Origin of the sequence: Nocardia grenadensis NBRC 108939, from assembly GCF_001613445.1 — a bacterium.
Lineage (GTDB): Bacteria > Actinomycetota > Actinomycetes > Mycobacteriales > Mycobacteriaceae > Nocardia > Nocardia grenadensis.
Window position 1 is genome coordinate 34,411 of record NZ_BDCJ01000003.1, and the last position, 14,533, is coordinate 48,943.

The 14,533-nt window shown below is 68.0% G+C and carries 15 protein-coding genes and 2 pseudogenes; 9 read left to right on the top strand and 8 right to left on the bottom strand.

What is annotated here, in order from left to right; translation table 11 throughout:
- Positions 1–129: 129 nt before the first annotated feature.
- Positions 130–747: a recombinase family protein gene (locus NGR01S_RS29890; protein ID WP_373861378.1), complete on the bottom strand. Its 618-nt coding sequence runs from the start codon at positions 745–747 to the stop codon at positions 130–132.
- A 171-nt stretch (positions 748–918) separates the two neighbouring features.
- Positions 919–2,121 (bottom strand): tyrosine-type recombinase/integrase, encoded by a 1,203-nt coding sequence (locus NGR01S_RS02500; protein ID WP_063034538.1) that lies wholly within the window; start codon positions 2,119–2,121, stop codon positions 919–921.
- Positions 2,122–2,538: 417 nt separating this feature from the next.
- Here NGR01S_RS02500 and NGR01S_RS02505 point away from each other — a divergent pair, with 417 nt between their 5' ends.
- On the top strand, positions 2,539–3,495 hold the full coding sequence (locus NGR01S_RS02505) for a coiled-coil domain-containing protein (protein ID WP_084480303.1): 957 nt from the start codon (positions 2,539–2,541) through the stop codon (positions 3,493–3,495).
- Positions 3,496–3,513: 18 nt separating this feature from the next.
- Positions 3,514–4,146 (top strand): maltokinase N-terminal cap-like domain-containing protein, encoded by a 633-nt coding sequence (locus NGR01S_RS02510; protein WP_063034540.1) that lies wholly within the window; start codon positions 3,514–3,516, stop codon positions 4,144–4,146.
- A 66-nt stretch (positions 4,147–4,212) separates the two neighbouring features.
- On the opposite strand, the gene NGR01S_RS02515 is transcribed toward NGR01S_RS02510, so the two are convergent.
- Positions 4,213–5,430, bottom strand: a complete 1,218-nt coding sequence (locus tag NGR01S_RS02515) for a TerC/Alx family metal homeostasis membrane protein (protein ID WP_063034541.1) — start codon at positions 5,428–5,430, stop codon at positions 4,213–4,215.
- Between the two features lie 527 nt (positions 5,431–5,957).
- Here NGR01S_RS02515 and NGR01S_RS02520 point away from each other — a divergent pair.
- Entirely contained in the window at positions 5,958–6,605 is a 648-nt protein-coding gene (locus NGR01S_RS02520; protein ID WP_063034542.1) for a DUF308 domain-containing protein, read from the top strand.
- Positions 6,606–6,643: 38 nt separating this feature from the next.
- Complete coding sequence (locus NGR01S_RS02525) at positions 6,644–7,183, top strand: hypothetical protein (protein WP_063034543.1); 540 nt, start codon at positions 6,644–6,646, stop codon at positions 7,181–7,183.
- Here the strand turns inward: NGR01S_RS02525 and NGR01S_RS29895 are convergent.
- The gene (locus NGR01S_RS29895; RefSeq protein ID WP_307718760.1) at positions 7,105–7,362 is read right to left on the bottom strand and encodes a VOC family protein; all 258 of its coding nucleotides are present in this window, start codon (positions 7,360–7,362) and stop codon (positions 7,105–7,107) included. The two genes, NGR01S_RS02525 and NGR01S_RS29895, sit on opposite strands and share 79 nt — an antisense overlap.
- Before the next feature lie 71 nt (positions 7,363–7,433).
- Here NGR01S_RS29895 and NGR01S_RS33075 point away from each other — a divergent pair.
- A pseudogene (locus tag NGR01S_RS33075) lies at positions 7,434–7,547 on the top strand (CGNR zinc finger domain-containing protein); the annotation flags it as partial.
- A gap of 134 nt (positions 7,548–7,681) precedes the next feature.
- Here NGR01S_RS33075 and NGR01S_RS33080 read toward each other — a convergent pair.
- Together NGR01S_RS33080 and NGR01S_RS02535 are read right to left on the bottom strand one after the other, a co-directional pair.
- Positions 7,682–8,526 (bottom strand): annotated as a pseudogene (locus NGR01S_RS33080) (SCO6745 family protein).
- Positions 8,527–8,609: 83 nt separating this feature from the next.
- Entirely contained in the window at positions 8,610–9,470 is an 861-nt protein-coding gene (locus tag NGR01S_RS02535; RefSeq protein WP_063034544.1) for an SDR family NAD(P)-dependent oxidoreductase, read from the bottom strand.
- Positions 9,471–9,575: 105 nt separating this feature from the next.
- Here NGR01S_RS02535 and NGR01S_RS02540 point away from each other — a divergent pair, with 105 nt between their 5' ends.
- Complete coding sequence (locus tag NGR01S_RS02540) at positions 9,576–10,160, top strand: TetR/AcrR family transcriptional regulator (RefSeq protein WP_063034545.1); 585 nt, start codon at positions 9,576–9,578, stop codon at positions 10,158–10,160.
- 110 nt (positions 10,161–10,270) lie between these two features.
- On the opposite strand, the gene katG is transcribed toward NGR01S_RS02540, so the two are convergent.
- Positions 10,271–12,451: a catalase/peroxidase HPI gene (katG, locus tag NGR01S_RS02545; protein ID WP_063034546.1), complete on the bottom strand. Its 2,181-nt coding sequence runs from the start codon at positions 12,449–12,451 to the stop codon at positions 10,271–10,273.
- 25 nt (positions 12,452–12,476) lie between these two features.
- Entirely contained in the window at positions 12,477–12,884 is a 408-nt protein-coding gene (locus NGR01S_RS02550) for a Fur family transcriptional regulator (RefSeq protein ID WP_373861386.1), read from the bottom strand.
- A 174-nt stretch (positions 12,885–13,058) separates the two neighbouring features.
- Between NGR01S_RS02550 and NGR01S_RS02555 the strand changes: the two genes are divergently transcribed.
- The 3 genes from NGR01S_RS02555 (at position 13,059) to NGR01S_RS02565 (ending at position 14,135) form a co-directional block, all read left to right on the top strand.
- A complete protein-coding gene (locus NGR01S_RS02555; RefSeq protein ID WP_063034922.1) occupies positions 13,059–13,409 on the top strand; it encodes a hypothetical protein in 351 nt (116 codons plus the stop codon).
- A 107-nt stretch (positions 13,410–13,516) separates the two neighbouring features.
- Complete coding sequence (locus tag NGR01S_RS02560) at positions 13,517–13,816, top strand: hypothetical protein (protein ID WP_157107084.1); 300 nt, start codon at positions 13,517–13,519, stop codon at positions 13,814–13,816.
- A complete protein-coding gene (locus NGR01S_RS02565; protein WP_063034549.1) occupies positions 13,809–14,135 on the top strand; it encodes a hypothetical protein in 327 nt (108 codons plus the stop codon). Before NGR01S_RS02560 ends, NGR01S_RS02565 begins: the two co-directional genes overlap by 8 nt.
- Positions 14,136–14,533: the final 398 nt, after the last annotated feature.

Below are 14,533 nucleotides of genomic sequence, written 5' to 3' on the forward strand. Positions count from 1 at the left end.
CCAAACCCCGCACCCGCCGACGCGGCGCCAGCCACCACGAACACGTCCTCGAAACCGTCTACTGGGACGCCGGCACGGCCCGGCTACTGCCGAGACTGATCCGCGGCCGCACCCACGGACCGGTGTTTCTCACCCACCGCCGCCCCGGGCCCGGCAAGTACCTCGCCGACCGCGACCTGTGCCCCGACACCGGACTCGCACGGCTGTCCTACGACCAGGCCCGCGATCTACTCGACGCCGCCACCGCCACCAACGCGGATCGTAGATGGCGCCACCCAACGACAGCTTCACCCCGCGTGCGACCAGGGAGTCACCGATCTCGCGGGCGTCGGGCACCGAACGGGCGAGCCGGTCGAGTTCGGGGGCGAGCAGGGTGTCGCCGACGCGGACGGCCGCGAGAGCTTGGTCGAGATTTGGCCTGGTGCGGCGAATGCCGGTGAAGCCGTGGTCGAGGTAGATCCTTCTTCTGCGACTCCGAGGCCACACAGCGTATGCCGCTGGGCAATAAGGTCCTGCTCGTTGGCGGAGCAGCGAGCATAGCCGATGAGAGTTGCGGTCACGTGGGCCTCCCCTCAGCGGACAGATCAGGGGACACGCTGAATGAGACGGCATCTCGCCCGGTCGGCACATCCAGACAAAGGTTTCCCCGTGTCCGTTGAAGGTTCGGCCAACGGACGCCGAGGTCACGGTCTGCCGGGGCATTGCCGCTTCGCCCAGGGTCCCCGGATGCCACCGGTGACACCACATCGGTCCTCATGTACCTGGTGACATGATCCTTAACGGCACCCCTACTTTGCGGCTTGTGACAGCTCCAGGATTTCTGGGCCATGTCCAGCGGAACGACGTCGGGAACGACAGGCAAGCTGATCATCCCGAGTCGCAAGCCAGACGTCCGTCTCCGACAGCCCGAATCCGTTGTCAGAGTCCGAGTTTGGTGACCGCGTTGTCGGCCAGCGGATCGGCCGTGCGGATGTAGCGGTGTACGGTGCGCGGGTTGCTCCAGCGGCCCTGCCGCATGATCTCGCGGTCGGCGGCGCCACCGAGGGCGGCCTGGGTGGCGAACCCGGCGCGCAGCGAATGGCCGGAGAACAGCGCGGGATCCAGGCCCGCGCGTGCCGCGTAGCGTTTGACGAGCTCGGCGACCGCACGCCCGGACAGCGCGGTGGCGCCGAGGCCGCCGTGCCGGTTGATCGCGGGGAACAGGGGTTGGTCGGGCCGCAGCCGCGGATCAGCGTGGTAGCCGTGGCAGCGGTGGATCCGCGGGTCCGCGGCGGGTAGTTGTTCGACCCATGGGCGCAGGTTCGCCGGGTTCTCGGTGTGCACGGCCAGCATTCGCATCCAGTCGGCGCAGGCGCAGACTGGGCAGGTGTGGGCCTGGCGGCCACGCGGGAGTGCGACGTGTTGTTCGGTGATGCCGGTGGGGTCGGTTTTGGTGGTGGGCAGGTGGATCAGCAGCAGCGGTTCCCCGGTGCCGTGGTCGGTACCGAAGTGGATGTCGGCGAGCCGCAGCCCGGCGAGTTCGCTGCGGCGCAGGGCTCCGGCGAAGCCGAGGAGCAGCAGCAGTGTGTCCCGGCGGCGGGCGGGTTCACCGGGCCAGCCGGGTTCGGGGAGTCCGTCGAGAAGTTCGCCGAGGGTGTGCAGCAGGATCGGTCGTTTGCGGTTGGGGCGGCTGCGGCGGGTGCGGCGGATACCGCGCAGGGTGAGGCGGACGACGTCGCTGCGGGTGGGTGCGGCCAGCCCGTTGGCGGCGTGCACGGCGGCGATGGCGGCGGATTTGCGTTCCAGCGTGGCCGGGCTGTACGCGTGGCGGCCGTCGGGTGTGCGGGCGTCCGCGGCGGCGGCGAGGTAGACGGCGATATCGAGGGGGTCCGCGGGGAGTGCGCACCGGTTCTCGGTGGCGCACCAGGCGGCCCAAGCGATCCAGTCGGTGCGGTAGGCGCGCAATGTGTTCGGGGACTGGGAGGCGGTGAGGTAGCGGCCGAGCGCGGTGGCCTGTTCGCTGTCGAAGCGTTCCCGGACCTGCCGCAGTGCGGCGGTGTCGACGAGGACGCTGGTGACGCCGCGCCGGAGTTCGGTGCGGACGGTGTCGGGTAGCGCGAGATCGGTGTCGTATTCGGTCATGGTGATCCCCTCGGTAATTACGTAACAAATTCCGTTTGGTTTGAGATTACGAAACGAAACGTATTGTGCGCCGGATGGTCTGGCCGCAGTCTACAGTTATAACCTCCGATAATGTTCACTTATCGGAGGTTAGGACCGCTGGGCCTTTTTGGGCCTTGCCGACGACTCGTTTCATTCCGTTTCGTGTAAATACGTAGTCTACCAACGAAATAACGCTACGATTCCCCGGTGCCCACCATATGCAACTACCCTGGCTGCACCCGCCCCCTCGCCAAGCCCGCCGGCCCCGGACGTCCCTCGGAATACTGCGACCTCCCGGACCACACTCGCTGGCGTGCATGGCGCGAACGTCAACGCCTACAACAGGAAGGGGAGGCCCCCGCCGAAAACGTCACTGTGACACCTAATAAGGGGCCGGTGACCACCGCGAGACTCCGTGCCGACGAACTACTCACCCAATTCCGCACCCTCGCCGACCAACTCGGTGCGACTCTTTCCGCCGCGGTCACCGAAATGAACACCCTCGCCGACCCGGCCGCGGCCGAGGCGCAGGTCCAGGCGGTACAAGCCGAAGCTGCTCGCCGTATCGCCGAAGCCGATATGGCTGCCGCCGCAGCCGAACAGTCCCGACGCGACGCCTACGACGCCCGCACCCGGGCCGAAGAAGCCGCCGAAGACGCCGCGCGAGCAGCCGAAGACGCCGAAGCGCGCATCGCCGAATCGGAAACCCGCACCAGTGCGGCCGTACGGGACCGCGACGAAGCCCTGCGTGAAGTCGAGAAGGTCACCACCCGCGCCGCCGACGATGTCTTCGCGGCGCGCAGCGCGGCCGAGGACGAGATACGCGCCGTCCGCGCGGAATCCGAACAGCAGCAGCAATATCTCCGCGACCGGTGCGACCAGGAGATCACTCGGGCCCAGCGTGCCGCCGACGCCGAGATCGAGCGGATGCGACGGGAGTGTGCCCAGCGTGAATCGGCCGCGGCGGCTGAACGTGATCTGGCCGTCCAGCGCGCCGCCGATATCGAGCGCGCCCTGGAGCGTGCGGAACAGTCCGCCGCCGAACGGGCTCAGACCGCCCAGGAGATGCGGTCCGAACTGCAACGCCTGCGCGGAGACACCGACACCCTGCGCACCGAACTCGCCGAGGCGCGCCGGAGCGCGGCGGCCGATCTCGCGGCCGCCCGTGCCGAAGCGAGTGATCGGCTGGAGAAGGCGCGCGCGGAGGCCGCGCAGCAGATGGAGGCCCTGGAGCACGCCCGCACCCAGACCCTGGCACGTGCCGAACGCGCCGAACGTCAGCTCGACGATCTGCTCGCCGAACGCGGCAACCGACGGTCGGCGGCGCCGGTATCCGCCGGCGACGCCGTCTGACGTAGCACAATCTCCGGTATGGCTCTCATCCACCGCACCACCATGGCACCGTCGAAATTGGAGTTGCTCGGCCGCTGGTTCCCGAGTCGCCCGTGGTATTCGGGTCCGGGGAGAGCGGAGGAGCTACAGCGGGTGGGCGGGTTCCGGCTCGACGATCCGGCCGGGTCGGTGGGTATCGAGTGCCTGGTGGTCACCGATACCGGGGGTACCGAGCCGATCACGTACTTCGTGCCCCTGAGCTATCGGGATGCGGAATTCGACGCTGACGCCGACGCGCTGCTAGGTACCGCGGAACACGGGGTACTGGGAACCCGCTGGGTTTACGACGGCACCCGGGACCCGGTGGCCGTCGACCGGATGGTGGCGTTATTGGCCGGTGGTGCGCGGGCCCAGCACGGCACCGAGAGCGAGACCCCCGACCTGAGCGTGCTGGTCGCCGCCGCCGCCGACCTCCCCGCGGCCGGCTCGGCGCCGATATCGGCCGCGGAGAATCCCGTGGGCACCGATATCACTGTCGCCGATGGGCAGCTGCGGGTGCATCGTGTCCTGGGCCGCTCGGAGCCGGTCCTGCGTTCGGGACAGGTGATCGTACCGTGGACCGCCCCCGACGGCAGCACCGTGCGCAGTGTGGTTCTGTCGGAACTGCGCTGACCGGTGCGCTGACACTCGGGACGGCCGAGGGCGGGCGGAAGCGCTCCGACCGCCCTCCCCGCCACCTCACATGCGCAGCGGTAAACCGGCCTCCGTGCGCGCCACCCGATCGGCGTGGACGGTATGCGCGCGTTCGAGCAGTGCGATGAGTTCGGCTTCGCCCTCCCGGATCCGCCGCGTGTATTTGCGCGGCAGCGCGGCGATCGTGTTCTCTTCGGCGATCATTTTCGCGTAGATGCGTTCACGCAGCGTCTGGTCGGCTTCGTAGCCGAGATCGAGGTAGCGGGTGGCGTGCCGGCGGGCGCCTGCGATCGCGGTCTGGGCGCGGCCGGCCGGGCTGAGCAGCGAGGCCGCCACAGTTACGAGTAGCACGACGACGATCGCCACCAGCGAGGCGGCGGTGGATATCTCGGTCACCGGCACCGGTTCGCCGTGGTTGATGAACGGCACAGTGTTCTGGTGCAGCGCGTGCAGAATGAGTTTGGCCCCGATGAAGGTGAGGATGGCGGCCAGGCCGAAACCGAGGTAGATCAGGCGGTCCAGCAGTCCTTCGAGCAGGAAGAACAGTTGACGCAGCCCGAGCAGCGAGAACGCGGTGGCGGTGAAGACGAGGAAAACGTTCTGAGTGAGGCCGAAGATGGCGGGAATCGAGTCCAGGGCGAACAGGACGTCGGTGCCGCCGATGGCGATCATGGCCAGCAGCATCGGGGTGAGCCGGCGGCGGCCAGCTACGACGGTGACCAGTTTGTCGCCGTCGTAGCTGTCGGTGGTGTGCAGGAGTCGGCGGGCCAGGCGCAGCACGACCGTGTCCCCGGAATGGCTGTCCTCGCTCTCCGGTTTCAGCATGTTCCCGGCGGTGATCAGTAGCGCGGCACCGAATAAATAGAACACCCAGGCGAAGCGGTTGATGAGCGTGGCGCCGACGAAGATGAATCCGGTGCGGACCGCCAGCGAGAACACGATGCCGACCAGCAGCACTTTCTGTTGCGCCGCGCCGGGTACCCGGAAGGTGGTCAAGATGATGAGGAATACGAACAGGTTGTCCACCGACAGGGCTTTTTCGGTGATGTATCCGGCGAAGTATTCGACGCCCATGGTCGGTCCGCCGAACCCCCATACGCCGAGGCCGAACAGGACGGCGGTACCCACGTAAGCGGCCGACCAGGTCGCGGCCTCGGTCAGCGACGGTGTGTGCGCGGTGCGGACGTGGAAGAAGAAGTCGAACAGCAACAGGCCCGCGATCAGTGTGAGGGCGCACGCCCATGCGAGCGCGGGAACGGTCACCTCGGCCTCCTGACGGGTCGCGTGGTGGGGCTGGGGCGACCCTATCTCCGGATCCGCGGGCCGGCGGGCCGGTGCAGGTGGCGTCGGGGCGGTCGATCTACCCCGGCGGGGTGCGACGCCGGTGTGTGCCACTGGACGGAGGGTGACCCGATTGGCGACGGAGTCGAAGGTGAGCAGCGGCGGCCCTCTCCTCCTCCGGGTGCATCAGCCTGTTCCCGCGCTGTTCGAATTCGATGTGTCGGATCCCCTGGAACATGGCCGGCACCTGTATCCAGCCCGGTGGCCGCCACGGTGCGGGAACCGCGCCGCCGGGTCCAGGGCAGCAATCGCCCGCCGGTGAGGCGGTTGGCGACCACTTCGGCGATGAGCAGGTACACCGGCCGGGCAGTGTCATCGCCCACGCGGCTCCCATGACGGGATGGTATGCGGGTTGCCGGCGGTGCTGTGTAGTACTGACGTCAGGGGGCTGAACGAACACTTCCGGCAACCGTGCGGCAATCCGGGCCCCGGACCCATATCATTTTGCTATGCCGACCTACGAGGAAGCGGACGCCGCTCCGGTGTTCGGTCGCGGTGTCCGCCAGACGGTGCTGGCAATGGGGGTCTGTTCGGTGGTGATCGGGGTGGCCACGGTGGTCTGGCCGGACAAATCCCTGGGTACGGTCGGCAACCTGTTCATGTTCTCGCTACTGTGCAGCGCGGTGACCCTGGCCGCGGTGGCGTTCGGTAGCCGGTTGGGACGGTTTCCGCGGGTGCTGCTGCTGGTGGCGGCGCTGGCATCGCTGGTGACCGCGACCCTGTGTTTCCGGGCGGGTGACTGGACGCTGCTGCTGGCCATGTGGCTGGGCCTGGCGTGGGCGGTGCGGGGGATCGCGCACGCGGTGGCGGGGGTGTGGGACGACGACGAGATCACCGGCAGCGGAAAGCAGGAAGTGTTCGGTTTGGTGACGCTCACCGCGGGTCTGGTGGTCGCGATCGCGCCGTTCGACGATATCGCGACACTGGCGCTGGTCGCGGGGTGCTGCATCACCGTCTTCGGTGTATTGGAGGTGTGGACGGCGGTCCGTTCACCGGCGGCGGTACGCGTCCCGGCCGCGGACTCGCCGACCCCGGACGAGCATCTGACGACGGTGATCGCGAGCGCCGGCGGTTCCAGGGGACGCACCCGCGACTGAGACGCCGGACGGACTCCGGTTTCGATACTCTTCCCGGTATGGCGATCATTGCGAGCCATCGGATCATGCGCCTGCGGGCTCTTATCGAGCACCCCAATACCGGCGCCGACGAGCGCGCGACCGCGCAGCGCATGCTGGACCGGATGCTGGACCGCTCCGGCTATTCGGCGACCGGTGATCGCACCTACGGTGATCGCCATCACCGGGTCGGTAAACATGCCGATCTGCCGTCGGTGGCGGAGATGATCCGGGCCGATATCGCGTTGGGCCGCATCATGTTCGCTCCGCAGACGCGGTTCGGTGAACCGGCGGTCCGGGATCCGCTCGGTGACGCGCCGGTACAGATCGTGATCACCGTGGATCTGCCGCACCACGGGTGCATCGACATCACCATCGACAATGTGCCCCGGGATTGGGGCTGGGTGATCGAGGACGGTATCGAATGCGTGAGCCCGCAGTTGCAGGAGCTGGCGACCGAACTGGCCGACATCATGAACGGTTACAACTGCGACGGCAGTGATATCGCCAAACGCTTCTTCGGCCGGGTGCGTATCCCGGATTTCACGCTGGTCTGGTAGCGGCGGCGTCGGGAGACGCAGAATTCGTTGCCTTCGGGATCGAGCATGACCCACCAGTGTCCGGCGGGCCCCTGATCCACTTCCCGGACGCGGGTCGCCCCGAGCTGTACGAGACAGGCCACCAGCTCGTCGAGTCCGCCCGGGGTGCTGTGGATATCGATGTGCAGCCGGTTCTTCACGGTTTTGGTTTCGGGGACGTCCTGGAACAACAATCGGTGGCCTGGCCGATAGCACCGCGCTGCTGTACACCGTGGCCCGCGATGCGATCGACCTTTTCACCGGGGCGCACGCCGGCCGTATCCGAACATGCTCGGCTGCGGACTGTCAGCTCCTCCACGTCGATACCTCGCGGCCCGGCCGTCGCCGGCGGTGCTCGATGGAGCACTGCGGCAACCGCAACAAAGTACGCGCGCACCGCGCCCGCACCCCGAGAAAGAAGGGTGATCACTATGCCCACCGGGCTCACCGCGGACGCGGGCCGGCAGATCGGCGTCTCTCCTACGCTGCCCCAGCGCGGCCGGCTGCCGGTCCCGCGTACGTTTCCCGCAGATCCAATCCGATCGGGGTGATCGCCGGGATCTCCCCGGACGCCATGACCGCGCGGGCCAGTGGGCGCAGTGCCCAGAGCAGTTCCGCGCGGTCGCCGGGGGGCCAGCACCGTGTACGCCGGCGCGGCCGCCGCGTCGGTGCGCGTCTCGATCGCGGCCTTCACCGCCCGGCCCTGCTCGGTAACGCCGCCGTCGCCGGCGAGTCCTTTGCCGCGCAGCGTGTCGAGCCGGTCCGCCCATTCCGCGCCGTCGAAATCTCTGGGCACGGTGTAGGTCTCGCGCGGCACCCGGTTCGCCAGGGCCTGCAGCACATGCGATTCGCGCCCGTCGATTCCGGCGGCGACCATCGCGGCGATATGCCCGTCGCCCCGATGCTCCCGCAGCAGGGTCGCCGCGTGCCACAACCGCGCCACCGGGTCACGCGGTTCGGGTAGTGCCCGGTTGGCGGCGAACAGCGTCCGACCCTCCGCCGGTGCCGCGGCGGCCGCCAGTTCGGCCGCCACCGCGACCTCGGGACCGTCGGCGAGGTCCCCGAGCTGGCGGCGCAGCGCCGCGGTCGCACCCTGCTTCCGGGCGGTCAGCGCCGCGCCCGGGCCCGCGAATTCCCATGCGGCGGGTATGGCCGCGTGCACGCGCTCGATGGTGAAGTTGCAGAAGAGCGCGTGCACCAGGTCGGACCCGGCCGCGCCGAGCGGGGCGGCGCGGCCGGCGAAGTAACCATCCAGAACCCGCTGTTTTCAGTGCCTGCAGCGGTTCGGGTGAGAAATAGGTGACGGCGTGCAGCGGTTCGAGCAGGCGCCAGGCCTACCGTGCGAAGGCGGGGAGTTCGGTGCTCATGCCGTCACGCTACTGCGCCCGACCCCCGTGGAAGCGAGCGTTCATGCGGGCCATTGGAAGTCGGGGTCCCGGCTGTAGTCCAGGCGCCGCCGGTCCAGTGCCATGGCCACCATCTGCCGGGCTCCCGGGCCGATGATCGCGCGCAGCGGGGGGTCGGGTAGGCCCACGAGTTCCAGCACGGCGGCGGCGGCCACTGCCGGGTCGGCGTCCACCCATTCGGACTTCTCGGCCGGCTCGGGTTCGGCCGAACCGGTGGGCGCGGCGTGCGGATCGGGATAGTCGGGGATGCCCAGTATCGCGGTGCGCAGTCCGGCGTAGGCGGGGTGCGCGGTGCCGAAACGCATACTGGAGCCGGCCCAGTCGGTGGCGAACCCGCCCAGTTGCGCGATGGTGACGGCAACCCCGAAGGGGCGGAGTTCGTCGGCGAGTGCCGCGCTGAATCCTTCCAGCGCCCATTTCCCGGCGTTGTACATGCCGAACAGTGGCATGCTGCCGACCGCGCCGACAGTGGAGATCTGCACGATATGGCCGCTACCCCGGGCCCGTAGGTGGGGGAGCGCGGCCTGGCAGACCCAGACGGCGCCGTAGAAATTGGTGTCCAGTTGGTCGCGGATCTCGGCTTCGGTGAGTTCCTCGACTGCGCCGACGAGACCGTATCCGGCGTTGTTGACGATGATGTCGAGACCGCCGGTGACCTCGACGGCCCGCTGCACGGTGACCTGCACCTGATCGCGGTCGCGCACATCGAGCGGCAGTACGGTGAGCCGTTCCCGAGCGAGGTCGTCCAGGGCGTGCGGATCCCGGGCAGTGCCGACCACGTGGTCGCCGTGGGCGAGGGCGGCTTCGGTGAAGGCACGTCCGAGGCCGCGGTTGGCGCCGGTGATGAACCATGTTCTGGTCAACTAAGACCCCTTTCGGAACGAGACGTTGCGTCTCGGCAAGAGTGTCAGCCGGTGGCGATGCTGTCAAGACGAGACGTTCCGTCTCGTCGATGCTAGAGTCGCCGCATGGCAGATACCCCGGCCACCCGCCGCAGCCACCGCTCCCGCAGCGCCATCCTCGCCGCCACCACCGAACTGATCGGCGAGATGCCCTACGCCAAACTCACCATCGAGGCCATCGCGGCGCGGGCGGGTGTCGGTAAGCAGACGATCTACCGGTGGTGGCCCTCCAAGGGGGCGGTGGTCTTCGAGGCAATGCTCGAATCCGACTCCGGCCCCGACGGGCTCGTGCTGCCCGATACCGGTGATATCGCCACCGACCTGCGCACCCTGCTGCACGGGGCGATCGCGGCGCTCACCGATCCCCGCGGCGAGGCCTTCCTGCGGGCGATATCGGTCGAGATACAGCAGGACGCCGAACTCGCCGCCACCTACCGGGAGCGACTGCTGTTACCCCAGCGTGCCGCCGTCGGCACCCGGCTGACCGCCGCGATCACGGCAGGACAGGTGCGGCCCGATCTCGATATCGAGGTCGCCATCGACCTCCTGCTCGGCCCGGTCCAGACCCGGTGGTCACTCGGGCTGGGCGGCCTGACCCCCGACTACGCCGACACCGTTCTGGCCGCCACCCTCACTTGTCTGCGCCCCTGAACTCTCGGCGACCGCCGCGGTCGACGAACTCACCCAGGAAACGACGGATCGCCCGGGAATCCGAAGACTCCCGGGCGATCCGCGACCGCGGTGCGGTCACACCGGCCGGATCAGGCCAGATCGAACCGATCCGCGTTCATGACCTTGTTCCAGGCGGAGACGAAGTCGCGTACGAACTTCTCCTTCGCGTCGTCGGCCGCGTATACCTCGGCCACCGCGCGCAGCTCGGAGTTCGAACCGAACAGCAGGTCGTAGCGGGTACCCGTCCACTTGACCTCGCCGGTCGCGGTATCACGGGCCTCGAAGGTCTCCTGGGATTCGTCGGTCGGCTTCCACTCGATACCCATATCGAGCAGGTTCACGAAGAAGTCGTTGGTCAGCGTCCCGACGTTCTCGGTGAACACACCCTGCTGCGACTGCCGGTAGTTCGCGCCCAGCACCCGCAGACCACCGATGAGTACGGTCATCTCCGGCGCGGTCAGATCGAGCAGGTTCGCGCGGTCGATCAGCAGATGCTCCGACGGCAACCGGTGGCCCTTGCCGATGTAGTTACGGAATCCGTCGGCGCGCGGTTCGAGCACACCGAAGGAATCGACATCGGTCTGCTCCTGCAGCGCGTCGTTACGGCCCGGCGCAACCGGCACGGTGACCTGCACGCCCGCCGCCTTCGCGGCCTGCTCCACACCGGCGGCACCGGCGATCACGATCAGATCGGCCAGCGATACCTTCTTGCCGCCGGTCTGGGCACCGTTGAACGATTCCTGGATCTTCTCCAGCGCGTTCAGCACGGTCGCCAGCTGCTCGGGTTCGTTGATATCCCAGCTCTTCTGCGGTTCCAGCCGAATCCGGGCGCCGTTGGCGCCGCCGCGCTTGTCACTGGACCGGAACGTCGACGCCGACGCCCACGCCGTGGACACCAGCTGCGGCACGGTCAGGCCCGCGGCCAGCACCTGCTCCTTGAGGGCGGCGATATCGGCCTCGTCGATCACCTCGAAATCCACGGCCGGGATCGGGTCCTGCCAGAGCAGCACCTCGGCGGGCACCTCCGCGCCGAGGTACCGCTCGACCGGGCCCATATCGCGGTGGGTCAGCTTGTACCAGGCGCGGGCGAAGGCGTCCGCGAACTGATCCGGGTTCTCCAGGAAGCGCCGCGAGATGACCTCGAACTCGGGATCGAAGCGCAGGGCCAGATCGGTGGTCAGCATCGTCGGCTTCTTGCGGGTATCCGAATGCGCGTCCGGGATGATCGCGTCGGCGTCCTTGGCCACCCACTGGTTGGCGCCGGCCGGGCTCTGGGTGAGTTCCCATTCGTAACCGAACAGGATCTCGAAGAACTCGTTGGTCCACTGGGTCGGCTTGGTGGTCCAGGTGACCTCCAGACCACTGGTGATCGCGTCGCCGGCCTTACCGGTGCCGTGGGTGCTCTTCCAGCCCAGACCCTGCTGCTCGATGAGCCCGCCCTCGGGTTCGGCGCCGACCAGCGCGGCATCGCCGGCGCCGTGGGTCTTGCCGAAGGTGTGGCCGCCGGCGATCAGCGCGACGGTCTCCTCGTGGTCCATTGCCATCCGGCCGAAGGTTTCCTTGATGTCCACGGCCGAGGCCAGCGGGTCCGGATTACCGTTCGGGCCTTCGGGGTTCACATAGATCAGGCCCATCTGGACCGCACCCAGCGGGCTCTCCAGATCGCGGTCACCGCTGTAGCGCTCGTCTTCGAGCCATACCGATTCCGGACCCCAGTAGACGTCCTCGTCCGGTTCCCATAGATCGGCGCGCCCGCCGGCGAAGCCGAAGGTCTGGAATCCCATGGACTCCAGGGCGACGTTACCGGCGAATATCATGAGGTCGGCCCAGGACAGCTTCTTGCCGTACTTCTTCTTGACCGGCCACAGCAGCCGGCGGGCCTTGTCCAGGTTGCCGTTGTCGGGCCAGCTGTTCAGCGGCGCGAAACGCTGCATCCCACCACCACCGCCGCCGCGGCCGTCGATGGTGCGGTAGGTGCCGGCGCTGTGCCAGGCCATCCGGACCATCAACGGGCCGTAGTGACCGAAGTCGGCGGGCCACCAGTCCTGGGAGTTGGTCAGGATCTCGGTGATATCGCGGCGGACCTCGTTCAGGTCGAGGGTCTGGAACTCCCGCGCGTAGTCGAAGTCGGGTTCCATCGGATCCGAGGCGGGCGCGTTCTTGCGCAGTATTTTCAGGTTGAGCTGGTTCGGCCACCAGTCACGGTTGCCGGCACCCGTGGTCGGGTGTTTGGCCGTGAACGGGCACTGGCCTGTGGTGCTGTCGGACACTGCGTTCCTTCCGGTGAAACAGGGGTCATTTCGGGCTGGGCGATACGGAACAGTCGGGGCACAGGCCCCAGTAGACGACTTCGGCCTCCTCGATGGTGAAACCGTGGTCGTCGGCGGCGGTCAGGCATGGGGCGGGGCCGGTGGCGCAGTCGACGTCGGCGATCGCGCCGCAGCTCCGGCACACGAGATGGTGGTGGTTGTCGGCGACCCGGGTCTCGTACCGGGCCACCGACCCGGTGGGCTGGATGCGGCGCAGCAGGCCGGCGGAGGTGAGCGCGCGCAGTACGTCGTACACGGCCTGGTGTGACACCGCGCCGAGGGATTCGCGCACCCGGCCGATGATCGAGTCGGTATCGGAGTGCGGGCTCTCGTGTACCACGCTCAGCACCGCCAGACGGGGTGCGGTCACACGGAGCGCGGCCTCGCGCAACATGTTCTCGAACTCCGCGGTCGTGGTCACGATTCGGAGCTTACCGTTTTTCTTGAATCAATCAAGTATTAGTTCTAATCAAGATTTGAGCTCACCTGGTAAGCCCAGGTTTTCCAGGTGACCCGGGATACGATGCCCCCACACTTCGCGAACAACGCCGATCCGCCCGGAGGATATATGCGTTCCACGGTCCGCCGCAGGGTTATCGCCGCAATCGGTACGGCCGCCTTCGGCTGCGCCGGCACAGCGGCGACAGCCGCCGCGCAACCCACCTACTACGACCCCGAGATCAGCCACTGCGACCATCTGTTCCGGACCCCGCTGGAAGCACCGAGGCCGGGAGCCGCGGTGTACTGGAGCCCGTTCGGCAGTACCGGAATCGTCTGCTACGACAACGGGACCGGGGTCGCGGACTACTACCAGCGCGACCCCTCCGGCGCCTGGCACGATATGAACGAACTCGCCCCCGGCCAGTTCTTCTACAGCATCTTCGCCACCGGGGTTCCCGACGCCGCCCACTGGCGCTGACGCCACCCGGACGGCCCGCATCCGCCGGCGAAACCACCCGAGCCCGGCGGGCGCCCACCCCGCCCGGTGGGATCGCGCCGTCACCGCGGTAATACCGAGGTATTATCGTGGCAGTCGTGGAGTACGAATGGCACGCGTCCAGCGAACCGTTCCTTCGGCACTTCGAGGTCGCGGCCTGGGAAGTGGTGGAGGTGCTGTACTCGCCGCGGCGGTGGTCGCGTCCGGCGACCACCGCTCAGGGACTGGCGGTGCTCACCGTATGGGGCCGTACCGAGGACGGGCGGCCACTGGTGGTGGTCCTGCGACCGCGTTCACACCCCGACCGGTGGCAGATCCTCATGGCGGCACCCATGGGGGGCCGTCAGCTCGCCGAATTCACCGCATGGGAGGCGACCCGAGATGAATAACGAACACGACCCCGGCTTTCCGCGTAGCGCCGCCGAAGCCGAACAGTTCCTCGACGGGCTGGCCTTCGACGACGCCGCGCAGGTGCCGCCGCTCCCGCCGACCACCGACGAGGTCGAACGCGGGATGGTCACGACCTCGCTCAAACTCCCGCAGGATATGCGCGAGCGCATACGCGAGGTCGCCGCGGCGCACTGCCTCACCCCGTCGATGCTGATCCGCCAGTACATCGAACTGGGCCTGTCCAGCGAACAGCCGGAGCGCATGATCCCGTTGTCGGACGCCATCCGGGTGCTGTCCAGCCTCCGGCCCACCGCCTGAACCCCACCCGCCGCCACCGGTAGGCGTGCGGCGATCTCGCACGTCCTGTCGCCCGGCCCACCGGACTCTCGTGCGCGTCCTCGCCCGCCCCTCCGATGCCTCCCTGGCCGCCCGGCGGAGCGGCGCCATTCCCGGCCGCCTCCTACCGATCCGGACGAACCGTCCGATTTCGGACCACCCGCCCGAATCACTTAGCACGCCGAAGTATCTTTTTGCCTGTCGCTCCCCTTCGGAGCGGCCTTCCGCACGCTTCCGGAACCGACGTTTGCGGAGCTCACTCGAACTCGCTTATTATGGCGTTCCGAAGCTGGTCGTCGAGATTATCGAGAATCCACTTCGACGACTGCCGGTCCGATTGCCCGAATTGTGGGCAGATCGGCATGGCAAAGGATTCTCCC